The following is a 21,886-nucleotide window of genomic DNA, read 5'->3' as shown; positions in this document are numbered from 1 at the left end:
AGACGGTAAAAGTAGAAAAAAGAAGTGTATCACAACTTATGAATTTTATAACATTATGCCTTTATTTGCTATTTCAACACTAAGCCTTTAAATTCAATGGTTGACTAATAAAAAGGTAACATGTATAAATTAGTTTTAACCTCATTTATAGTGAAATTTATTCGGTAGTCTCTTTATAGAACTAATTGTTTTTTAAATTAATTCCTGGAAAATTTTCTCAAAATGGTTGACATGGCTTTTTAAGGAAAAAGTGGTTAAAACCCTTTCATAGCCTCTTTTCCCATATTCTATTCTCAATTTTTTATCCTGAATTAATTTCTCTAAAGCTGTTGCCAAACTTTCGGCATTGTTTGGTTCAAACAAAAATCCAGTTTCGTTATGAACCAGTATTTCCGTTGGACCGCCATGGTTGGATGCAACAACTGGTTTTTTGGCTAACATAGCTTCAATAACTACCATTCCAAATGGCTCGGGTTCTGTAGAAGGAACTACCGCGATGTCGATTGCGTTCCAAAATTTAGTTATATCTTTTTGAAATGGAATAACTACAACTTTATCTTGAAGATTGTATTCTTTGATTTTATGGTGTAACTCTATTTCAAAAATTTCTTGATTTGGTGGTGCTGAACCTAAATATACCAGCTTAATATTTGTATGCGTTTTTGACAAAAGAGCAAACGCACTTAATAAGAGTTGCTGTCCTTTCCAGCTATTGATTCTTCCAACTAAGGCAATTACTATTTCATCCTCATTGGATAAAAAGAAATTTTTACGAACTTCTGCTAGTTCGTTAGCGGTAAACGTTGGTAAATTAGTAGTCTCAATTCCATTCCAAACTGCTTCTGATTTTTTAGTCAATATTTTATTACCATCAATCCAGAAATTCATTGTTGCAATAGAATCATAAACGACTTTATGATTTGATTTCCACGAAAGAATTTTTTTAAATGCAAGGTTAAAAACTTTGGGTTTTGCTATGATTTCCTGAACATGCCATAAATGCTTTATCTTTCTTTTCTTGGCAAACATAATTCCTATTAACGCCGCCAAAGTGTGAGAATAAACCAGTTTGAATTTATACTCTTCGTTAAGTTTGTCTAATGTCCTTATTCCTTCCTTATATTCTTTGAAAAATTTAATCATATTTTTAGGCGTAAACATTTTTCGGTACAATTTAAGTACCGGAGCAATTACAACCTTTATGTTATTTTTTTCTAACTCTGTTTTAAGCGGACCATCAAACGGTAAAACTATTACGGGTAGGTACTTTGTTTTATCTAATTTTGAGAGAAAATATAACATTGTTTTATCTGAACCGTATAATTCTGCAGATTGATGAATGAATAGTATGCTTTTCATTTATTTATATTTTTCTCTGTAAGCAATTAAAAACCCTAATAATATTGATTTTGTTTCAGTTAGATTATAAAAACCTAAGAATACCCAATTAGAGATAAACAGAAACACCCCAGTCCCTATAAAAAGCAACGTAATTTGATTTCCAATTCCCGTTTCGCTTTTTGGAGAATTGAAGAAATAAAAAATTGTAAATAAATAAAAGAATATTCCGAGCAATCCTGATTTCAAAAATACAATCATAAATCCGTTGTGTAGTATTGAAATAAATCTAAGATTCATATCGCCTAACCTAACTTCTTGTTTTAAATCAATTTGTGAACCCAGTCCTTTACCAAAAATAGTGGGAGTTACTCCATCTCTTGTTACTTGACGGATAGTCATAATATTTTCGTAGGAACGATAATTATCATTAAAATCTTTGTAATCTTCCCTATTGATTTTTGTTTTAAAAGGTTCGAGTGGTGCTACTTTAATTTTATATAGAAACCCTTCAACTCCTTCTGCGTCTCGCCTTGGGTTTATATACAAAACGATAGAATAACTAATTATGGATGTTATTATTATGGATGCGAAAATAAGTATTGATTTTTTGTTCAATTCAAAATATCCCTTTAAAGCTAAAAACAAAATTAAAAATTGAATAAAGTTGGTTCGTGCCAAATACATAAAAGCCGAAAATCCGACTAAAATAGTTAAGATACGTACTGTTTTTTTTGAATAATCAAGCTGAAATTTCTTGTAGAAAATTAATATGATTAACGTATAAATCTCATAATCACTAAAATATCCTGAATGAAGTCGTAAATCAGCTACCGTTCGTGCTCCGTAAATAAATATTGCACTTAGAATAACCGCTATGTGACATATTGCTATGAAAACACCAGTGGTAACGATCAATTTAAAAGCGTTATTCAAATTTTTATGACAAAGTTGGTATCCCAAAAAGAAACCTATTACAGGCTTTAACAGATAAGTAACATCTCTAATGATAAAATACTTTTGATAATCATAATTGAAACTGACAACAAAAGCGATAAGTAGAATTAAAATATAGGGAATGATAAGTTTAAACAGGGAAATAGAATAGTTATTCCTGATGGTGATTAAAAAAGTCAAACTCCATGTACCAATAGTCAGCTCAAATATATCCAAATAGGGTACGGATACGCAAAGGATGAATAAAAACTGATAAAAAATATTGTTAGGAATCGTAAGCTTCATTATTCAATACTTTTAATAATTTTTGCTGGAATTCCTCCAATTATTGAGTTGTTGGGAAATTTTCCAGTAACCACTGCACCAGCTGCAACAACTGAATTGTCTCCTACCTCACATCCGTCAAGAAAAGTAACTTTAGCACCAACCCAAATATTATTACCTAATTTTATTCCTTTATGATTTACTCCTTGTTCCCTTATGAGTTTTGATGTATCTGAAAAATTGTGGTTTTCGGCATGAAAAGAAATATAAGAACCCATAATTACGTCATTTCCAATTTCAATTCCACCTGGTGCTCCAAAGTGGGTAAAATCTCCTATGGCAGAATTTGAGCCCATAACCAACCCTTTTCCGTAATGCGAAAAATGACTCGTTGAAAGTAATTTAGAATAAGAACCAATTTTCACGCAATCGCCAAAAATAATTTTTTGAGAAGCAAAACCATCAATTTCGCAATAACTTCCAATAGTTACACTTTTTCCGAACACAATATTCTTATTGTTCAAAATTTTAGTGTTACAGCCAATGAAAACTTTTTTACCCGTTTTTAAAAACCCTCTTACCAACATCACTACTCTATTTATAAGCATGTTATAAAAAAGTTTGTTGGGAATTTTAGAATCGATGATATAAGTCTTACCCGACTTTAGTAGTAAATTTTGAACTATTTTTTTTATCATTTAGAGAATGGTTTCTACAAAGTTCAAAAATACAATAGTTTTTAACTTGACCGAATAAATAAGTCCTTTTTAACCATGAAGTAGAAAAATAAGGAAGTTATAATTTCGGTAAGAATCAAAGCAATTAAGACACCGAAAACTTTATAAATTGGCGTAATAAAAATAATCAATACAAGACTCACAACAGTAATTATCATTGTTATTTTTACATACTGTGATTGTCTATTAGATCCTAGTACTAATTGTTTTAATGGAATAGTAATGGCCTGTAAAATCGGAATTAAAACGGCCATCTTCAACAAACTAGCTATTTCGTCTATTCCTTTTGGGTTAAAGTAGGAAACCACTTTTGTCGAAAATAAGTAAATCGCGACCATTGAAAAAACTATAAAAATAAAATTCAAACCATTATACGTTTTCCAAAAATGCAACGCTTCCGTTTTGCTTTTAGCTAGTAAATAACAAACTCTTGGATAGACATAATTGAAAAAAAGTAAAATATAGGTTTTGAAAATAACTATGATTTGATCGATAATTTTGTACTGGCCCGCCATTGTATTTCCGCCAAAGAAACTGATTAATACTATTGGCGAATACATTTGTAAGGAAACAAAAATTTGTGATGAAAAAATGGAAAAATTAGCTTTCACCATCTTCAAAACATCAGCTATTTTTGTGTTTGCAAAGGAAAAAGAATACTGGTTAAGTATGTAACCAAATGAAATCAAGTTGGCTACAATCATCCCAATTCCCCAGATAAAATTACAATAGATGTAATCCGATGGTTTGTTTATAAAAATGAAAATTCCGGCCAAATAAATTAGTTTTGAGAGGATGTTTAAGATGGTAATCCATTTGAAATTTTCTATTCCTTGAAAAAACCATGTTGGATTAATGAATTGACCAACAACCATAGACAAACTTAAAAAGAATAGTTTTTTGTCTTGACTAAAATAAGGAATGAAATAGAATAGAATTGATACTATAAACAGCACAAGAAGAAGAAGTAGAAATTTAGTACTATAAGTAGTAATGAATATTTTCTCAAGTTTGGCTGTATCTTCTCGATTAACTGCTACCTGATGTACTCCGGTAATTTCTGAACCATAATCTATAAAAACCATTATAAAAAAAGCAATTGCCATTCCAACGCCAATTTTCCCATAACCTTCTTCACCGCAAATTAATACGATGTAAGGAATTACAAGTAATGGAGTAATTAGATTAAAACCTTGACCAAAACCGTATGTTACGAGGTTCGTAAATTGTTTTTGCTTTTTTAATAAAAGAAGTTTCTTTTGGAGCATTTTGGTTTTGCTTGCTTTCAAAATTAAATTAAAAAACCATAAATTGAACTTCAATTTATGGTTTTTTATAAAATAAATTATACAAGTTTATCTTGTCAATTTTATTAATTCTTCTTCTAAAGATGTTTGAGGATAAAGAGATGGAGCAGTTTCCTGATCAACTTTTAATCTTTTTAAAGTACCCGTAAGTTTATCAACGGTGGCGTTATCTTTATTATTATAAAAATAATTAAAAATTTCTGCTCCAGATGCTACGAAATTTCTATCATAATAATTAATCATAAATTTCTTAAAAATTATTTCAGTCTGCTCGACGTTTTTACCATAACCTAAATCCAATCTAAAATCTGTTGGAATTACATCTTCTGGTAATTTAAACACCACTTGTTGAACTTCATTATTTCCTTTCACTTCTGCCCATAATGATTGTTCCTCATTAAAGTTTATAGATCGATCTTGTGTATAATAAAGATGTATGTTATCATTTTTCTTCACTATTAAATCTAATGTTACTACAAAATGCTTATTTTGAATTTCAGGAGTTTCTACATTCTCTTTTGTTTCAACATCTTTTTTACACGAGATTAAAACAATAAATGGTAAAAAAAACAAGACTAGATTTTTCGATTTCATAATTTATTAATTTTTGCAAATATAATTTTTTATTTTAATTGACTGTAAAAATTTTATCAGAAACAACCAATCCTTTTTTGTTGTTTTTTTTGTCAATTATATAAATTCCAATTTTATAATTTCCTTTTTCTAAATCATTTTTATCGAAACTAGAACTGAAACCGGAATTTGAAAGATCATATTGACTTTTAAAATAAGTGGTAACGTCTTCTCTTCTGATTTTATTCCCAAAAATTACCCTACAGGTATTTTCTTTTATTACCACTAATTCTGTTTTTGAACTCTCCGTTCCTTGATCGGAAAGATAGGCCCATCCAGAAAAATTAATCTTATTATTTATAGCTTCAAACTTTTCAATATAAAAATTAATCTCATTTCCGTTGCGTTCAGCAAGAGGCAAAAACATAGAAATATCAAGTGTTTCCTTGTAATTCTTTTTTAAAGAATAATGCTTTATTAGAGCGTCAAAAAAGTCAACATTTTCATCTATGTAATAATAACTATCAATAAATTTTTGAGTTTGATTTGTTGGCATATAGCTCGGAAGATGACCATCACAATACCAAAAATTTTTTAAATTCAATGTGTCATTTTTAATGCTTGAAACGTAGTTATTAATATCGTTTTCAATTACAGGTTTATTATAATTATTTTCATCTAAATAAAACCTTAAATAAAAGTCTCCCAACTTTGATACAATAATATCATTTGGTGTCTCTTGCACCATATAATTAACCGCTTGTTTGAACTGTGTTTTGTAAAAACTTGTATAAAAAGCTTTATCAATAATTAAATTTTTGATTGAAAAAAAACAAAAAATAATTAGAATTAAAATTTTAACATTATTATTTTTAAAATTGTTGATTGCTATGGCAAGTAAAATTAAAACTGCTGGAAGAATACATATATAATATCTACTAACTACAATAGGTAATAGTAATTTTGAATATACCACAGGCAATATTACAGTGATCAATAAAATAGTAATCAAAATTCCTTCTGGTGAAATTAATGGCGAAATTCCATTTTTAACTTGTTGCTTTTTATGCTTAATAAAATACAAAATCAATCCTATTATAAATAGTGCTATTATGATGAAATTAAGAATTTGACTAAATCCGAAAAATTCTTTAAATATTGATTCAAAAGTGCTCCAAGTTGGAGGTTGTATCCAAATAGATTCTCGTTTTGGATTAAATAAAATTATTATAATTGATGGAATGTATAATACTACCGTTACAATTCCAGCAATAATAGTCATTCTCAATCTTGTCCCTCTTTCTTTTAAATCAGATTTAATAATGGTATATAAAAGGATTATATACATTGAAAATAAAACAAATACTCCAAAAAACTGACTGTAAATCATTAAGGACGATCCTATTATAAACAGAATCATTGTTTGATATGTAGATTTTTTTATGAATACGAAGAAGGAATATATTGCAATACAAGTTGTTAGAAAAAGTAAAGTATACATTCTTCCTTCTTGAGAATAGTAAATATGAAAGTAATTAACCGAAACTAAAATTGCTCCAATATAGCCAACTTGCTTGTTAACCATTTTCTTTCCTAAGTAATAAATAGAAAAGATTCCCAATACTCCGACAAGGGTTGAAAATAATTTTAGAACTAATGTGGTATAGCCAAATAATAGAAAAAAAAGATGAATTAAAAAATAGTATAACGGAGGATGTGGATCATGATCTCTTAAAAAAGTATAAATAAATCGAAAATCATTTTTAGGATTGGCAACATTCATCGAAAATAATTCATCAATCCATAAACTTTGATTATCCAACTTATAAAATCGTAAAACAGCTCCAAAAGCAACAATTGCTAAAAGTAATTTATTGTTTTTTAACCAATTAATTATCTTCATTTTTAATAATTTTTGTTTAATAAATACAATTCATTTAAAATTTTAAAAGCCGTTTTCCAGCCTAATTTTGAACCGTCAACATCTTTCCAATTGTAAACGGGGATTTCTCTTCCTTTGCTTAACAAATTTTTCTTTTTCAATCTGATAAAAATTTCAACATCAAATAACCAAGAAGTGTTAAAAGGTTTATCAAAACATTGTTTTAAAATAGCAGACGAAAATATCTTTGCTCCACATTGTGTATCATATATTCCCAACTTAAATTTTAAGTTAATCAATGTAATAATTATTCTGCCTATGATGTGCCGGTGGTATTTTCTTTTGATACCCGAATTGAGCAATAATATTCTTGAACCTATTAAAAATTCGGTTTCTTTTTTCTGAATTTCAGCGATTAACCTTATGACTTCAGTTTCTGGAGTAGAAAAATCCGCATCAAAATACCCTATATACTCGTAACTGTCTTTTTCTATCAACAAGTTTACTGCTTTAAATAGGGTTGCTGCTTTACCTTGATTCTGTTTAAAATTTAGCACAAAACACCTTTCTGCGTTATTTGAAGAAAATTCTGTTATAACCTCTAATGTTCCATCTTTACTTCCGTCATTTGCGAGATAGATATCTACGTTTGTATTTTCTATCAAATAGAATAATGAAGTTGTTTTTAATCTCTTTTCTTCATTGTAACACGGAATTATAATCGCTATTTTTTGCATAAACAATAACAAGAAAGTCCAGGAATCGTTATTCCAAGTTTTTTAAACAATAAACTAATTTTAAAATCAATGGTTAACATGGTATTAATAGCAACTGTTTTAACCTTTCCGGCTTCCCAGTTATCAATAGATTCGTCTTTATCTTTTTTAAGAAACTTATCGAGTTTTCTGAATAATAATAAAGACGTAAAGTAATATCCTTTTTCTATAATAGTAAATTCATTTTTATCTAAAACATTTTCTAACTGATTAAGAGTGTATCGTCTGTAATGACCCAATAAAACATCATGGCTCGAAAAAACAGATTGAAAAGCGGGAACTGCAAAAAAGAAATAATTATTTTCTTTAGATTGTAAATCGTTTAAGATAATTTTTTCATCTTCTAAATGTTCCAGAACATCCATACACAAATAAAGTGTTGGAACTTTTTCCTTCACTGTTACTAAATATTCTTCAAGATTTTGAAAATAAACAACTTTACTGTTATTATTATTGGTTTTTAATTGCGCAATCACCTCTGCAGTGTAGGCAGTATCTATAGCGTAATATTCTTTCGCTAAATTTTTCTCAACTAATGTATGAATTACATAAGCATCACCACTTCCAATATCAACAATTCTATCTATTGGAAACTTTATTTTCGATTGTTTTAAAAAAGTGTGCAAGACGTTTTTCCTTGAGGTTTCCCATGGATGTCTATTGTAATTGCTCTTGTCATTTAATCTTGAGAATTCTGATATATCCATTTTTTAACTTTTAATACGATGTAAACTTTCTTCCCAATTTCTAATTTTAACTCCAAAAGTACTCTTGATTTTACTCTTATCCAAAACACTATATTTTGGTCTTTTCGCCGGCGTTGGAAAGCTTGATGTTGGAATTGCTTGCAGATTTATTTTAACCCCATTAATTTCAAATATTTCTTTAGCAAAATCATACCAGCTGCATTGTCCTTCGTTACTAAAATTGTAAATGCCGAACACTTCGACAAGCTCCGTCTGACAATGCTGAATAATTTTCATCAGAACTTCTGCTAAATCAACCGCATTGGTTGGTGTTCCGATTTGGTCGTTTACTACTGAAAGTGAATCTCTTTCAGAAGCCAATCGCAACATGGTTTTCATAAAATTATTTCCAAATTGGGAATAAACCCATGAGGTTCGGATGATATAATACTTGTTAAAAACTTCCTGAATTGCTTTTTCCCCATCTAATTTAGTTTGTCCATAAACGCCTGTTGGATTCGGAATGTCGTTTTCAGTATAAGGTTTTGAAGCTGTTCCATCAAAAACAAAATCGGTAGAAATGTGAAGTAGGATTGTATTGTTTAATTTGCAAACGGTAGCCAAATTTTTTGCACCATCCACATTGATTGAATGCGCTTTCTCAAGTTCGATTTCAGCTTTATCTACTGCGGTATATGCTGCCGCATTGATGCAATAATTGGGTTTTACTTTTGCAAAAACGGTCTCGCAATTTTCTGCATTTGTAATATCTAATTCAGTGGAAGAACAAAATACAAATTGCAATTCAGGATAATTGGGTGCACTAAATTGCAAACTCTGTCCTAATTGTCCGTTGGCTCCAGTAACTAAAACTACCATGCTTTTTTGGCGTTTGCGATCGTAGGTTGCACCTTATCTTTTTCTGAAATAATCAATTCTGTTGTTGGAAATTCCCAATCAATACCAATGGTTTGATCATTAAAAATAATTCCGCCTTCTGATTCTTTATTGTAAAAATTATCACACTTATAAAAGAAAGTGGCTGTTTCACTTAATACTAAAAATCCGTGTGCAAAGCCTCTTGGAACAAAAAATTGTTTTTGGTTTTCGCCCGAAAGGTGTACGGCTTCATATTGACCAAATGTTTTCGAGTCGGGTCTGATATCCACCGCAACATCCAAAACTTCGCCTTGTAAAACGCGAACTAGTTTGGCTTGGGCATGTTCTCCCGTTTGATAATGTAAACCTCGCAAAACCCCTTTTGAAGAGAACGACTGATTATCTTGTACAAAATGAACATTTTGATTTATTCCTTCTTGAAATGTATTCTCATTAAAGCTTTCCATAAAATAACCGCGGTCATCAGTAATGATTTTTGGTTCAATAATAAAACAGCCGTCAAGTTTGGTCGCAATAAAATTCATCTTTCAATGTCAATGTCAATGTCAAAAAGCAATTTTTAAAAAATTAACTACTTGATATTGGTATGTTATTATTTCTTTTTTTCCTGTAATAAACTCATTAAATGAATTCCATAACCACTTTTAACTAAGGGTTGGGCCAATTTTTCTAACTGATTTTCATCTATGAAACCCATTCTGTAGGCCGCTTCTTCAATGGCACCAATTTTCAATCCCTGACGCTCTTCAATAACTTGTACAAATTGTCCTGCTTGCATTAACGACTGAAAGGTTCCCGTATCTAACCAAGCAGTTCCTCTATCTAGAATACTTACTTTGAGTTTTCCTCTTTTTAAATATTCCTTATTCACATCGGTAATTTCAATTTCGCCGCGATGACTTGGTTTGATATTCGCCGCAATTTCGACTACATCATTATCATAAAAATAAATTCCAGGGACCGCAAAATTTGATTTTGGATGCTCTGGCTTCTCTTCTATTGAAAGCACTTTTCCTTCAGAATCAAAATCAACAACACCATAACGTTCTGGGTCGTGTACATGGTAGGCGTAAATAATTCCACCATCCGGATTATTATTGGCTAGCAATAAATCAGACAATCCTGTTCCGTAAAAAATATTATCACCAAGAACTAAGGCAACTTTGTCGTTTCCAATAAACTCTTTTCCAATGATAAAAGCTTCAGCAAGACCATTTGGATGTTCCTGAACAGCATATTCAAAACGACAACCCAAACTTTTTCCATCGCCCAATAATTGTCGGAATAGCGGTAAATCATGAGGTGTTGATATAATCAAAATTTCATTTATTCCAGACGATATCAAAGTTGACAACGGATAGTAGATCATTGGCTTGTCATAAATCGGCATTAACTGCTTGCTAACTGCTAATGTTAATGGGTGTAATCTCGTTCCGGATCCACCAGCTAAAATAATTCCCTTCATAAATTAATTTTTTAATTTGGCCATTTGGTGATTGTAGTATGATTTCAAAAATCCAAACAATATGAACATGAAAACAAATAGTAACGGCAATACAACTTTCATTTTTCCGTTTACTGCTTGGTTGTTTTTAATATTCAATGTTGCGCTATTTTCTTTGATGATTTTGTCAAGATTAACCAATTCTATTCTGTGTGTTCCTTGCTCGTAAACCAATAAATCTTTAGTTTTGATAACATCATTTAATTGAGAATTTTCATTGTAATAAACTAACTTATCACTTTTTTGAGATCCGTTTACATTCTTTTTAAAACTGTTTAAGAAACCATCAATTTGTGAAATTATGGAATCATTTTGTACCATTTTAATTTTAATATTATTCACGTACTCTTTTTGGATAATCTTGTAATAATCAGAATCATTAAGATACTTCAAAAGAGGTAGTACTGTCTTTTCATTAGAAGTCTGAGCAAGTGTAGAAAAAGAAATACTATGGTACGGATAATTTTTACTTGTTACCGTTTCGTTGAGAACTTTTTTAACATCGCCATCTTCTGACATCAATTTAATCATCTCAAAGTTCTGATCTTTATTTTCAATGAATTTGTAAACATCATTGATTGGCATGATTTTTATTTCTTTGAACTTTTTTGGTTCCGTAATTCCAACCACATTTTTCAAAAACAATGTGTCGCCATCTACTATTTTAGAATTAATCAATTCGATTTTGGCATATAGATAATCTACTGAACCAAAATTTGGATTTACAATAATTTGATTATCATAAACTTTTACGGTTTTATCAAGGTAAAATCCTAATCCAGCTCCAAGAATAAACAATATTCCAACCCAAATACTATTTCTTTTTAAGAATAAAAATCCTTTAAAAATGGAAGTCGAGATATTTTCAAAAAAAACACCGATTTTTCTTGAAATTTGTGTCAAATCTATTTCTTGGTTGTCATTGTTTTGAGGCGTTGCACTCATAAAAATATTTTATTTTATGTTAAAAATTTGTTCTAAAATTTTAATCGTGATTAAGTACGTTGGTTTTACGCCTGTTGTCCCCAAGCCGCCAGAAGCCAATGTGCTTCCGGTTTCCAATGGATTATCTGATGCGTAATAGGCATATCTTACTTTCACATTCTGTGGAATACTTTTTCTTATTTTGGATGCGGATTGGATGGCTTTCTGATAATGGGCACCTTCCATTTCAAGACCAATTACTTCCCAAGTAGATTCGTGGAAAAATTTTAATAAGTCTCGATTTTGAAGGGACGTTCCCAATACAGTTACCATTGGTCCTGAACAAACTGGAATTCCGTTACCTTCAAACATTTCGGCAGTCAACTCATTTTCAAATGGATAATTATCAGCGGTTCCTTCATTAATGTGCGCAGACGGAATCATAATGTCGCCCTTTCCTCCTTCTAGAATTCCCGCCTTACCCATTATTGAAACCGACTCAACATTCAAGAAGGATCTATTTTTTCCTTCTTTGTACGGTTTTAATAATTCGTCAATAGTTTCAAAAGCCTGTTCTCCAAAAGCATAATCCATTACAATCAGTACTGGTGCTTCTGTACCGATGACCGCTTTTGAAAAACTTGATTTTGCCCAATCAATTTTTGACGTATCAAAAATCTGAACATCAATATTAGTTCCTGAAGCATCATCAGGAAGTGAAATCATCCCTTGTTTCAATGCAACATCTTCAACTTTATTTCGAAGATCGTTGGCACCCGACTTGCTTAATTCTTCATAAATAAAGAAATCTGATTTGTCTTTAAACTTGCTTTTCAAAACATTCGTTGCAAAAATTGAATTCATCACACTGTGCATATTCGCACTGATGATGTGGATGGGCCTTTCCAGAAGATTATTGGATTTCAAAACATTCTTGATGTTGTTTGCCCAAATTTCTCCATGAATGTGATGTCCCAATCGTTCTCTCAAAATCGGACTAAAAGTAATGGTTCTTTTGTTGTTGTTGATGACTTCATCGATGGCCAATTTTCCCAACCAATAGATGACGTGTAAAAAACGATCTGGCTTTTCTTTGGTGGCAAAATCTTCATAAATATCTAACACTTCCGAAAAACTTCTACCCAAAACATTGGCCGCATGCGAAATGGCTATTTCCTTTTCTTTCAGCGTCATTTTCTTGTTTTGCAAAACGGCATCTTCCAATTTTTCCCAATCTCGAGTAACCTCAACTTCTAGTTCATCAAGTAAAACTCTGTTTTTAATTTTATGAGATTCGATAAAAATAAACGTTAAATGCGTCAAAATATCATAGATGTCGGAACGACCGCGTGTGATTTCCACGTTCATTTGTTCGTCATCAATACGGTAACAGTTTCTTCTTCTTTTTGGCGGAACTATGGGCTGAAAATGCGATTTTGAATAGCCCTCATCAGATGTTAAATTAATAAAGCGGCATTCTTCAATACCAACCGGAAGTCGTTCTATCACATAAAGTAAACCGCTAAGCTCTACTTTTTCTTCGGCGATACTTCCGTAAATTTCTGGTCTTAGAGAAAGTAAAGCTTCTCTTAAAGTTTCTCCTGAAACACCCATTGGTTTGTAAAAACCCCTGTTAAATAAATGCCTCATGGTAATGTACAATCGTTCGATAGCTGCCGACGATTCTTGCGCTCGTGAACGCGAAATGTTCTTAATTTCTTTCATTAAATTTGTTTTCTAACCCGCAAATATAAGGTTTTTGTTTTTTAGTTGGTCAGAATTAGGTTTATGGCTGGTGTCATAATTTTATTAGTCCAAGGATGGTTACCGTTTGTGTTTGTAATATAGGACCAATACCATTTCCCGCCTCTATAATTGAAGGCGTTTCTTTCTTCAAAATAATTTACAACCAAACTTGGTTGATAATTAGGCATTGTAATTCTCTTTTTTTTGGAGTCCTGATATTTAAATTCATAATAATTTTCAGCAATAATGAGCCATTCCAAACCAATAACAACACCATTTTTAGGCATTTTTAATTTGTATTTTGAGATATCGATAACATTTTTCTTCATTCCTTTTTTAACACTTACTATAATGTCTTCCTCTATCAAATCATTAGCTGGAAGTGAATCTTGTAATTGAAAAATTCTTATTTTTAATTTCGCATTTTTAATTTCACTATCCGAATAAAAAACGATGTTCTTGATGAAAGGTGTTGCTTTATAATTTTCGTCATAGTTAAAACGCTTCGCATAAATCCATGGGTTATCACCTGACAATTGTCTGTGATGAATTTTTTTCATGCCGCCAATTTCCAACTCCTTGGTTTGCTTACTTTTTTCAATGACAACTTCCTCTAACTTAAAGACCGCTTCTTTTAAAACTACTTTTTGTTTGTCCGAAATCGTCATCCTTTTTGTTTCAAATCCCACTGCCGAAAAAACTACTGTTTTTTCACTTGAAATGTCAATTGAAAAAGTTCCGTTTTCTTGCGAGGTTGTTCCGATACTTTCATCTTCTACCCATATATTTACAAAAGAAATTGGCTTGTTGTTTTCGTCAATAACAACTCCTTTTATTTGTGCCGAAATAGAAAAAGTGAAAAATAAAAATAAAATTACTTTCATATTTAATTGGTCAGAATTAGGTTTATTGCTGGTTCATAAACAGCCATTTTATCCGCTGGATTAATTACATCTTCCTTCGTTTGCCTGGTCCATTTTCCTTTTGAAAATAAGTAGATAAAATCCCTTTCAACATAATTATACAACATAAAAGGAAAATAAGATTTTTGAATTGTTTTAATTTTAGTATTGGAATCAGTAACTTCTTTCTCGAGTTTGTTTCGCTCAATTATCAGTTTTTCAAAACCCACAAACAATCCGCTTTTAGGCATTATTAAATTAAAATCTGACACATTAAAATATGTTTTCTTAACGCCTTTTTTCACGGAAACTATAAAGTCTTTTTGCAGTAATTCTTCTCCAGGAGCACCGTCTGGATTAACACTGTAGAAGTGAATTTTAAATCCTGCATTATCTATTTGGCTATCTGCAAAAACGCTCACTTTCTGAATGAATTTTGTTTTTTTATATTTTGGTAAATAAGGAAAGAATTTAGCATCTATTCTTGGCCCGTTTTCAAATGCTTGATAGGTTTGGTTTTTGACTTTGCCGATTTCAATTTCCTTAGTTTCTATTTTTTTGGAAATGATAATTTCATTTAATTCGACAGCACTTATTTTTAATACAACTTTTTGCGCTTCCGATGCTTTAACGGTTTTCTTTTCGTATCCTAAAGCTGAAAAAATCAGGTTTTTATCAGAGGAAGAACTGATGGTAAACCTCCCATCTTCTTCAGACGTTGTGCTGTTATTTTCGTTTTCAACCCAAATATTCACATACGAAATTGGTTTGCTGAATTCATCGATAACAATTCCTTTTATTTGTGCTGAAGCGGATAAGCTAATTAGAAATAGCAGCAGTAACCCTCTTTTCTCTTTCATCTTTTTTCTATTTTCTATTTTCTATTTTCTTAGCAGTAAATCAGCAATTTTTCTATCGTTACTCAACCTTGGAATTTTATTCTGTCCGCCCAATTTTCCGATGGATTTCATATATTCCTGAAAACCATTTTTCTGAACTTTTGAAATAACCAATGTTCTCAATACTTTTCCAACAATCAAATCGTCATAATAGGCGTTTTGTTTTCGCATTGCGGCATCAATTTTTAATGCAAAATCGTTTAGATTTTCTGGTTCATTTTCAAACTCGATAAACCATTCGTGAAAAGGCAATCCCGATTCTGGCGCAATCTGTGGCGCAACCGTAAACTCGTTTACACGAATGTTAGAATCTTCCATCGCTTCTTTTAATGCGTGTTCGACTTCTTTTCCAATCACATGCTCCCCAAAAGCTGAAATATAATGTTTGATGCGACCAGAAACAATCACGCGATACGGTTTCAAACTCGTAAACTGAACGGTATCGCCAATGTTATAAGCCCAAAGTCCAGCATTGGTAGAAATTATCAGAACATAATTGACATTCAATTCAACTTCACCAATGGTATAACGTTTTGGTGCAGTACCTTCGGAATCATTGAAAAATTCACTTGATTTTACAAATTCATAAAAAATTCCAGAGTTCAAAAGCAGCAACATACCTTCCTCATTTTTGCTCCCGAAGTTTCGGGATTGGTAAGCAAAAAAACCTTCAGAGGCCGGAAAAAGTTCAATAGAATCCACTTTTCTTCCGATTAAGTTTTCGAACTTAGCGCGATACGGTTCATAATTTACACCGCCGTAAATAAACAAATTGAAGTTCTTGAAAATTTCACCAACGGGTTTGTTTCCTTTCTGTTCCAACTTTTCAAAATACATTTGTACCCACGATGGAATTCCAGAAATCACCGTCATATTTTTATTGAACGTTTCTTCTACAATCGCGTCGACTTTAGTTTCCCAATCTTCGATACAATTGGTTGCCCAACTTGGCATTCGGTTTTTTTGCAAATATTTCGGAACAAAATGTGCCACAATTCCCGAAAGTCTTCCGAGTTTGATTCCTTTCTTTTCCTCCAAAATTGGACTTCCTTGCAAGAAAATCATTTTGCCATCTACAAAATCTGTTTTCCCAGTTTCGTGAATGTAACCCAGAATGGCATTCCGCGCTGCTTCAATATGAAATGGCATCGATTCTTTTGTCAACGGAATATATTTTGCACCCGAAGTAGTGCCTGAAGTTTTGGCAAAATAAAGTGGTTTTCCTTTCCATAAAATATCAGATTCTCCTTTTACCACACGATCTACATAAGGTCGCAATTCCTCGTAATCTCTTATTGGAACTTGTTTGGCAAAATCTTCATAGGATTTGATTTTGGCAAAATTGTGGTCTTTACCAAACTGCGTTTCTTTGGCTGTAGCCAAAAGATTTTCAAAAACTGTTCGCTGTGTTTCAATGGGATGCCGAACCCATTTTTGAGTTTTTGCATGGATGATTTGAGCAAATATTTTAGCGGCAATTGATTTTACAGACATACTTTTAATGGTTTGGAAAATTCTTTTTTATTGCGCTTTCTGTAACCATAAACATATAAATACATCCTGCAATCAGTAATCCTATTCCAAGAATAGTTTCCTGTTTCTCACTGATAGTAATAACAACGTTAATGAATGAAACTGCTATCAATAGTAATCCTATTTGAAGCATCTTAATGGCAGAATACTTTTGTGAAAAATCCCAGACTTGCTGATTTTTCATAGAAGAAGGTGTTCGATAACCATATAGATAGTTAATTTTTTTGGGTGGAAAACAATATAAAATTAAAGCGGCAATCGTGAAAATAATTCCCGTTAAAAAGGAAATAATTCCAATTCTATCTGATATGTAATTTAAAATTTCTTCCATAATTATTCGAATTCAATAAAAATACTCGGATCAATTGGATAACCATCCTTCCACAGTTCAAAATGAAGGTGTACTCCAGTTGACTCTTGCCCTGTTGAACCTGCCAAAGCAATAACCTCACCCGTTCTAATTACGTCATTTTGAGCAACCGTCATGGAAGCAGCATGCTTGTAAACGGAAATAAATCCGTTATTGTGCCTTATGATGACTACGTTTCCTGTATTTGGAGTCCAATCGGCGAAAATAACTCTTCCGCTTAATATTGCTTTTATGGGTGTGTTTCTTGCCAAGGCAACATCAACTGCGTAATGTTTTTCTTTTGGATTGAATTTTTCAGTTATCAATCCCTTTACCGGAGGAAACAAAACGGTGCTGACTTTTGGTTTGGCTTTTTCAAAAAGATTGTATTTATCTTCTCGTTCTACTTCGTCCCTAAGTTTTAAATCGGCTTTGGAGGGTTTCAAATCATCTTCTGAAACCAATAGTGAAGTAGCGGCAACGATCGAATCCTTGTTGAACGTAGCATATTCTAAATCTCCTGTCAAAACTTTTTTAATGGATTGAATATAAAGATCATTTTTTTTCAAAGCAATTGTTAACGAATCCGATTTCAAAGCAAGTTCTGTAGCGTCTCTTTTTAATTGTGAAGAGGCATAACCTGGAATAAATTCGCGCAAAGGCGTAAAAGCAATAATATACGTTGTGATAAAAATGATAAACAAAGCACCAATTGTGGCAACAACAAACACATTCATTAACGTAAGTCGGAGTGAGAAAATTTCTTCAAAAGTGTCTTCATTCAAAATAACCAAGCGGTTTTTTGCAAAGAGTTTTTTTTTGATTTTTTTCCGCTTGAGCCTTTTTTCAGACATGATTTATGAATGTATTGCAAATATAGAAATAAGTTCCAAAACCATCTTGTGATTTTAACGTTCTTTATTGCCGATTATTTGCGGGTTTAATCAATTATTTTCTACATTTGCAAAATAATTATTTCTAATTTTGAAACTATGAAACTTTTAACTATATTTTTAGGTGAATTCGGCGTTAATCAAATGATTTTGGTTGCGGTTGTCGTTTTGCTGTTTTTTGGTGGTAAAAAAATTCCTGAATTAATGAAAGGATTAGGTTCTGGAGTTAACGAATTTAAAAAAGCATCTAAAGGTGAAGAAGAAGCGAATGCTGTATCTAAAAAAGAAGAAGAAGAAGCTAAAAAATAGTATTCTTTTAAATAATAAAAAATCCCAAATTCCATTAGGCTTTTGGGATTTTTTAGTTAAAGTATCATCGTAAGTTGTATGCGTTTTCGTTCTTCATCAACCTCAATAACTTTCACTTGAACGTGTTGATGTAATTTAACAACTTCATTTACATCCGAAACAAATCCTGCTTTGAGTTGCGAAATATGAACTAATCCACTTTCTTTAATTCCGATATCGACAAAACAACCGAACGCAGTAATGTTATTGACAATTCCGCGTAAAATCATTCCCGTTTTTATGTTTTTTATGGAGGTTACTGTTGGATCAAATTCGAAAACCTTGGCTGATTTTCTTTATTGTGATTCAATTGATTTTTTTAATTTGCCTTTTAAAATTTGTGATTTTTTTAATTTTTACTGCAACCTTCTAGTTTTTGTTTGTCTTAATAGTAATAACTTTAAAAAAATTATATAATGAAAAAATTATGTTCGATTTTCGCGATGGTTTTATTAACCTTTACTATTAGTTGCAACAACGATGAAAATGTAGCTAATCCAATTACTCAAAATCCAGTAGATGTTTACGTAGCTGGACAAAAAAACAATCAAGCCTGCTATTGGAAAAACAATCAATTGGTAGTGTTAGATCCTGGAAGTTTTACTGGATCTGCTGCAAAAAAAATAATTGTGTCTAATGATGATGTATATGTATTAGGAACAGCTTTTCCAACTGGAGGCAGCAACTATGGTCCAAATTTATATTGGAAAAATGGGGTTTTAACAAATCTGAATGCATTATTTTTTACTGAATCTTTAGATAATTTTCTTTACGTTAGTGACATGGACGTAGTGGGAAGTGATGTTTACTTTGTTGGTTTTACTAAAAATTTTGCGACGAATGCTTTTAGTTTAAAAACTTGGAAAAATAATGTAGCTACTGATTTAATTAACAACAACACAACAAATGCTAACGCTGAAGTTTGTAAAATAAAAGTTCAAAACAATGAAATTTATGTTACTACTCCTTCTTGGGGTGTTTTCGTTAACACTGTTTCTCAAAGTGTTCCAAGTGGTGTGGAATTAAAAGGAATTGCAGGAAACAATAATCAAATAACCATTTACGGAAGAAATTCAAACTCAAATACAGTTTATTATAAAAATTTAAGTACAAATTTAGAATCTAATTCTTCAGTTATTCAAGATGTAGAAAAATTAATGTTTGATAATAATAATTTATATTTCAGTAGTTTATTTGGGATTTATAAAAATTCTATTCTTGGTTATTCCATTCCTCAAACAGATATTATAAAAACATTTACTGTTGTAAGTGATAATTTATATACCATTGAGGGAAGTAATAGTCAAATTGTGAAAATAAACAATGTCATAACAATGACAGCAACTTCTAACGAAGTATACAATAATTTATACATTGATTAATACCTATGCAACAAACTAATTGGAATGAAATTTACACAAAACAATCCCCAAAACTTTTGGGGATTTGTCGTAGGTATATAAAAAATATTGCTACTGCTGAAGATATTGTTCAAGACTCATTTATTATTGCTATTCAAAAAGAAAACGAGTTAAAAAACAAAGAAGTTTTAAATGGTTGGTTGAGCCGAATTGTTATTAACAAAGCATTAAATTATTTGAAAAATGAAATTAAAATTAGTTTTACAAGCGCAGAAAACTTTGAATTTATTGACGAAACAACCATGATAAATACTTTAGAATTTGATAAAAAAGCTGCAATATTAGCTTTCGATTTCAGCCAAGAAAATTTGCTGGAAGCTATTGATTCGTTATCAGAAAATCATAAAGCAGTTTTTAACTTATATATAGTAGATCAGTTTTCGCATTTAGAAATCAGTAAGTTGTTGAAAATTTCTGTCGGAACTTCCAAATCAAGTCTTTCGCGAGCACGAAAGAATGTTCAAGAATATTTACTCGAAAAAATAAAAAACAACGAAAAAGATGAAAATAAAAAACAAAGAATTATTTTCTTTTTGTTTTTAGGATTTGGAAATCAAATGTTTTCCCAAAAGTTTAAAAAATCATTTTCTGATTTTGAAATTCAACCCAAAAATCAATTAGATTTATCAAGAAAAGTTGAAAGTTCAATGATTAATTTTTCTACTAAATCGCCAAATTATTTTCAATTTTTAAAAGTTGGTGCTGTTTTTATTATAGTACCTTTTTTGGTTTTTTATTATCTAAAAAAAGAGGGAACTCTTAATGGAAATGAAAAACAAACTATTAATAATAAAGAACTAATTAATGATGATTCTTCTGCTGATTTAACTAAAGTTGAAGTTGTAAAAACGGATTCTGTGACAGAAAAAAAAATAGAAAACAATTCGATAAATTCTGAAAAAGTTGTTTCAAAAAATAAGGTTGTTGTAAATTCTGTTCTAAAACAAAATACTACCTCAAGCATACAAAATAAAGATTCTATTACAAAACAAGAAACGCCAAAAGTGGTAGTTATTAAAAAACAAATTATAAAAAAAGACACGGTTTATGTTCAAAAATAAATTTCTGTGGTTTCTTTTATTCATAGGTTTTCTTGGTTTTTCACAAAACAAAAAAGTAGCTGATACTATTTATGTTTATGAAGACGTAATTGTTCATGACACCATTTTTATTGATAAACCACTAGATAAAATTAAGTTTGATAAAATTGAAATTACTCCCGAAAAAAACGGGAATAAACCTACTCTAACCTTTTTTCAAAACGATAAAAAAACAATAATTCCTGTAGATTCTTTGATTGTACTACCCAAACGGAAACCGTTTCCAAAAAACTGGGGATTTGGTGCAAAACTAATTGCTGGTTTTAGTTCTAATTCGATGTTTAAAGAATTTAATGCAAAATTTCAAATGAATTTTGGGCTTGGTGTTTTTGTTAAGAAAACACTTTTTCACCCCAATTTTGCAATTGGAACTGGTTTTGAAACGTTTCTTTCAATAAGCACTTTTAATTTTGATGCAACACAAAACAACTCTTCGTTAAATGGTTATTATTTTACACCAGACGGGAATCCGAAATTATTTAATTCCTTAACAAACAAAGGTTTTCAATATCAAATTCCGATACAATTTTATTGGAAAATTAAAAAATATACGCCTTCAATTGGTGTTTTTGGAAACATAAGCAACTATAAATCAACTTTTATTGGTTCGTCAGGAAGTTTACCATTAACTTTTGATGAAACCCAAACTTACACGGCAAAATCTTTATATTTTGGTTATTTAGTTCAATTGGATTATCAATTAACCCGAAAATGGTCGGTTGGAATAAATTATTCCAATGCAAATGCAAAAAATTTGATTTTCAAAAATAGTTCAAATGACACTTTTGCAATTTCTAAAAAGATAAATCAAAATAATTTTGGGATTAGTTTGGCCTATCAATTTTAA

The 21,886-nt window shown here is 30.9% G+C and carries 22 protein-coding genes and 1 pseudogene; 4 read left to right on the top strand and 19 right to left on the bottom strand.

The annotated features are described in order from the left end of the window. Positions 1-192: 192 nt before the first annotated feature. The 18 genes from PSU83_RS09780 to PSU83_RS09695 all read right to left on the bottom strand — a co-directional run bounded on the left by PSU83_RS09780 (position 193) and on the right by PSU83_RS09695 (position 18,131). Positions 193-1,359: a glycosyltransferase family 4 protein gene (locus PSU83_RS09780; protein ID WP_300589228.1), complete on the bottom strand. Its 1,167-nt coding sequence runs from the start codon at positions 1,357-1,359 to the stop codon at positions 193-195. Continuing rightward, on the bottom strand, positions 1,360-2,580 hold the full coding sequence (locus tag PSU83_RS09775) for a hypothetical protein (protein ID WP_300589227.1): 1,221 nt from the start codon (positions 2,578-2,580) through the stop codon (positions 1,360-1,362). It lies immediately after the preceding gene. Further along, entirely contained in the window at positions 2,580-3,257 is a 678-nt protein-coding gene (locus tag PSU83_RS09770) for an acyltransferase (RefSeq protein WP_300589225.1), read from the bottom strand. The genes PSU83_RS09775 and PSU83_RS09770 overlap by 1 nt, the downstream gene beginning before the upstream one ends. Before the next feature lie 41 nt (positions 3,258-3,298). After that, a complete protein-coding gene (locus PSU83_RS09765; protein ID WP_300589224.1) occupies positions 3,299-4,564 on the bottom strand; it encodes an oligosaccharide flippase family protein in 1,266 nt (421 codons plus the stop codon). Positions 4,565-4,651: 87 nt separating this feature from the next. Further along, on the bottom strand, positions 4,652-5,197 hold the full coding sequence (locus tag PSU83_RS09760) for a hypothetical protein (RefSeq protein WP_300589223.1): 546 nt from the start codon (positions 5,195-5,197) through the stop codon (positions 4,652-4,654). Between the two features lie 34 nt (positions 5,198-5,231). After that, positions 5,232-7,079, bottom strand: coding sequence for a glycosyltransferase family 39 protein (locus PSU83_RS09755; RefSeq protein ID WP_300589221.1), 1,848 nt, complete (start codon positions 7,077-7,079; stop codon positions 5,232-5,234). A gap of 2 nt (positions 7,080-7,081) precedes the next feature. Further along, positions 7,082-7,795 (bottom strand): glycosyltransferase, encoded by a 714-nt coding sequence (locus PSU83_RS09750; protein WP_300589220.1) that lies wholly within the window; start codon positions 7,793-7,795, stop codon positions 7,082-7,084. Continuing rightward, positions 7,783-8,541: a hypothetical protein gene (locus tag PSU83_RS09745; RefSeq protein WP_300589219.1), complete on the bottom strand. Its 759-nt coding sequence runs from the start codon at positions 8,539-8,541 to the stop codon at positions 7,783-7,785. The genes PSU83_RS09750 and PSU83_RS09745 overlap by 13 nt, the downstream gene beginning before the upstream one ends. Before the next feature lie 3 nt (positions 8,542-8,544). Next, positions 8,545-9,399 carry a dTDP-4-dehydrorhamnose reductase gene (gene rfbD, locus PSU83_RS09740; protein WP_300589218.1) on the bottom strand — a complete coding sequence of 285 codons (855 nt, stop codon included), beginning with the start codon at positions 9,397-9,399 and terminating at the stop codon, positions 8,545-8,547. Next, positions 9,393-9,944 carry a dTDP-4-dehydrorhamnose 3,5-epimerase gene (gene rfbC / locus PSU83_RS09735; protein WP_300589217.1) on the bottom strand — a complete coding sequence of 184 codons (552 nt, stop codon included), beginning with the start codon at positions 9,942-9,944 and terminating at the stop codon, positions 9,393-9,395. Before rfbC ends, rfbD begins: the two co-directional genes overlap by 7 nt. Positions 9,945-10,012: 68 nt before the next feature. After that, positions 10,013-10,885 (bottom strand): glucose-1-phosphate thymidylyltransferase RfbA, encoded by an 873-nt coding sequence (gene rfbA, locus PSU83_RS09730; RefSeq protein WP_300589216.1) that lies wholly within the window; start codon positions 10,883-10,885, stop codon positions 10,013-10,015. Between the two features lie 3 nt (positions 10,886-10,888). After that, positions 10,889-11,869 carry a hypothetical protein gene (locus tag PSU83_RS09725; protein ID WP_300589215.1) on the bottom strand — a complete coding sequence of 327 codons (981 nt, stop codon included), beginning with the start codon at positions 11,867-11,869 and terminating at the stop codon, positions 10,889-10,891. Between the two features lie 9 nt (positions 11,870-11,878). Next, positions 11,879-13,573: a hypothetical protein gene (locus PSU83_RS09720; protein ID WP_300589214.1), complete on the bottom strand. Its 1,695-nt coding sequence runs from the start codon at positions 13,571-13,573 to the stop codon at positions 11,879-11,881. A 41-nt stretch (positions 13,574-13,614) separates the two neighbouring features. Next, positions 13,615-14,478: a carboxypeptidase-like regulatory domain-containing protein gene (locus PSU83_RS09715; RefSeq protein WP_300589213.1), complete on the bottom strand. Its 864-nt coding sequence runs from the start codon at positions 14,476-14,478 to the stop codon at positions 13,615-13,617. Between the two features lie 2 nt (positions 14,479-14,480). Next, positions 14,481-15,356 carry a carboxypeptidase-like regulatory domain-containing protein gene (locus tag PSU83_RS09710; protein ID WP_300589212.1) on the bottom strand — a complete coding sequence of 292 codons (876 nt, stop codon included), beginning with the start codon at positions 15,354-15,356 and terminating at the stop codon, positions 14,481-14,483. A gap of 21 nt (positions 15,357-15,377) precedes the next feature. After that, entirely contained in the window at positions 15,378-16,889 is a 1,512-nt protein-coding gene (locus tag PSU83_RS09705; RefSeq protein ID WP_300589211.1) for a GH3 auxin-responsive promoter family protein, read from the bottom strand. Positions 16,890-16,893: 4 nt separating this feature from the next. Next, positions 16,894-17,259, bottom strand: coding sequence for an SdpI family protein (locus PSU83_RS09700; protein ID WP_300589209.1), 366 nt, complete (start codon positions 17,257-17,259; stop codon positions 16,894-16,896). Between the two features lie 2 nt (positions 17,260-17,261). Next, positions 17,262-18,131 (bottom strand): M23 family metallopeptidase, encoded by an 870-nt coding sequence (locus tag PSU83_RS09695; protein WP_300589208.1) that lies wholly within the window; start codon positions 18,129-18,131, stop codon positions 17,262-17,264. Positions 18,132-18,269: 138 nt separating this feature from the next. Here PSU83_RS09695 and PSU83_RS09690 point away from each other — a divergent pair, with 138 nt between their 5' ends. Next, a complete protein-coding gene (locus PSU83_RS09690) occupies positions 18,270-18,479 on the top strand; it encodes a twin-arginine translocase TatA/TatE family subunit (RefSeq protein WP_300589207.1) in 210 nt (69 codons plus the stop codon). A gap of 56 nt (positions 18,480-18,535) precedes the next feature. Here PSU83_RS09690 and PSU83_RS09685 read toward each other — a convergent pair. Beyond that, positions 18,536-18,814: pseudogene (locus PSU83_RS09685) on the bottom strand (S1 RNA-binding domain-containing protein); the annotation flags it as partial. A gap of 120 nt (positions 18,815-18,934) precedes the next feature. Here PSU83_RS09685 and PSU83_RS09680 point away from each other — a divergent pair. Genes PSU83_RS09680 through PSU83_RS09670 form a run of 3 tightly spaced genes read left to right on the top strand, consistent with a single transcriptional unit; the run spans position 18,935 to position 21,886 of the window. After that, positions 18,935-19,900, top strand: a complete 966-nt coding sequence (locus tag PSU83_RS09680; protein ID WP_300589206.1) for a hypothetical protein — start codon at positions 18,935-18,937, stop codon at positions 19,898-19,900. Between the two features lie 5 nt (positions 19,901-19,905). Continuing rightward, a complete protein-coding gene (locus PSU83_RS09675; protein WP_300589205.1) occupies positions 19,906-21,000 on the top strand; it encodes a sigma-70 family RNA polymerase sigma factor in 1,095 nt (364 codons plus the stop codon). Continuing rightward, a complete protein-coding gene (locus PSU83_RS09670; RefSeq protein WP_300589204.1) occupies positions 20,987-21,886 on the top strand; it encodes a hypothetical protein in 900 nt (299 codons plus the stop codon). The genes PSU83_RS09675 and PSU83_RS09670 overlap by 14 nt, the downstream gene beginning before the upstream one ends.

The organism is Flavobacterium sp., assembly GCF_029945805.1.
In the GTDB taxonomy this organism is placed as follows: Bacteria; Bacteroidota; Bacteroidia; order Flavobacteriales; family Flavobacteriaceae; genus Flavobacterium.
The sequence above is the reverse complement of the archived record's forward strand: the minus strand, read 5'-3'. Positions and strand labels throughout refer to the sequence as shown.

Coding starts and splice junctions, on each gene's coding strand:
- PSU83_RS09780 (WP_300589228.1), bottom strand. CDS start 1,359: ATGAAAAGCATACTATTCATTCATCAATCTGCAGAATTATACGGTTCA.
- PSU83_RS09775 (WP_300589227.1), bottom strand. CDS start 2,580: ATGAAGCTTACGATTCCTAACAATATTTTTTATCAGTTTTTATTCATC.
- PSU83_RS09770 (WP_300589225.1), bottom strand. CDS start 3,257: ATGATAAAAAAAATAGTTCAAAATTTACTACTAAAGTCGGGTAAGACT.
- PSU83_RS09765 (WP_300589224.1), bottom strand. CDS start 4,564: ATGCTCCAAAAGAAACTTCTTTTATTAAAAAAGCAAAAACAATTTACG.
- PSU83_RS09760 (WP_300589223.1), bottom strand. CDS start 5,197: ATGAAATCGAAAAATCTAGTCTTGTTTTTTTTACCATTTATTGTTTTA.
- PSU83_RS09755 (WP_300589221.1), bottom strand. CDS start 7,079: ATGAAGATAATTAATTGGTTAAAAAACAATAAATTACTTTTAGCAATT.
- PSU83_RS09750 (WP_300589220.1), bottom strand. CDS start 7,795: ATGCAAAAAATAGCGATTATAATTCCGTGTTACAATGAAGAAAAGAGA.
- PSU83_RS09745 (WP_300589219.1), bottom strand. CDS start 8,541: ATGGATATATCAGAATTCTCAAGATTAAATGACAAGAGCAATTACAAT.
- rfbD (WP_300589218.1), bottom strand. CDS start 9,399: ATGGTAGTTTTAGTTACTGGAGCCAACGGACAATTAGGACAGAGTTTG.
- rfbC (WP_300589217.1), bottom strand. CDS start 9,944: ATGAATTTTATTGCGACCAAACTTGACGGCTGTTTTATTATTGAACCA.
- rfbA (WP_300589216.1), bottom strand. CDS start 10,885: ATGAAGGGAATTATTTTAGCTGGTGGATCCGGAACGAGATTACACCCA.
- PSU83_RS09725 (WP_300589215.1), bottom strand. CDS start 11,869: ATGAGTGCAACGCCTCAAAACAATGACAACCAAGAAATAGATTTGACA.
- PSU83_RS09720 (WP_300589214.1), bottom strand. CDS start 13,573: ATGAAAGAAATTAAGAACATTTCGCGTTCACGAGCGCAAGAATCGTCG.
- PSU83_RS09715 (WP_300589213.1), bottom strand. CDS start 14,478: ATGAAAGTAATTTTATTTTTATTTTTCACTTTTTCTATTTCGGCACAA.
- PSU83_RS09710 (WP_300589212.1), bottom strand. CDS start 15,356: ATGAAAGAGAAAAGAGGGTTACTGCTGCTATTTCTAATTAGCTTATCC.
- PSU83_RS09705 (WP_300589211.1), bottom strand. CDS start 16,889: ATGTCTGTAAAATCAATTGCCGCTAAAATATTTGCTCAAATCATCCAT.
- PSU83_RS09700 (WP_300589209.1), bottom strand. CDS start 17,259: ATGGAAGAAATTTTAAATTACATATCAGATAGAATTGGAATTATTTCC.
- PSU83_RS09695 (WP_300589208.1), bottom strand. CDS start 18,131: ATGTCTGAAAAAAGGCTCAAGCGGAAAAAAATCAAAAAAAAACTCTTT.
- PSU83_RS09690 (WP_300589207.1), top strand. CDS start 18,270: ATGAAACTTTTAACTATATTTTTAGGTGAATTCGGCGTTAATCAAATG.
- PSU83_RS09680 (WP_300589206.1), top strand. CDS start 18,935: ATGAAAAAATTATGTTCGATTTTCGCGATGGTTTTATTAACCTTTACT.
- PSU83_RS09675 (WP_300589205.1), top strand. CDS start 19,906: ATGCAACAAACTAATTGGAATGAAATTTACACAAAACAATCCCCAAAA.
- PSU83_RS09670 (WP_300589204.1), top strand. CDS start 20,987: ATGTTCAAAAATAAATTTCTGTGGTTTCTTTTATTCATAGGTTTTCTT.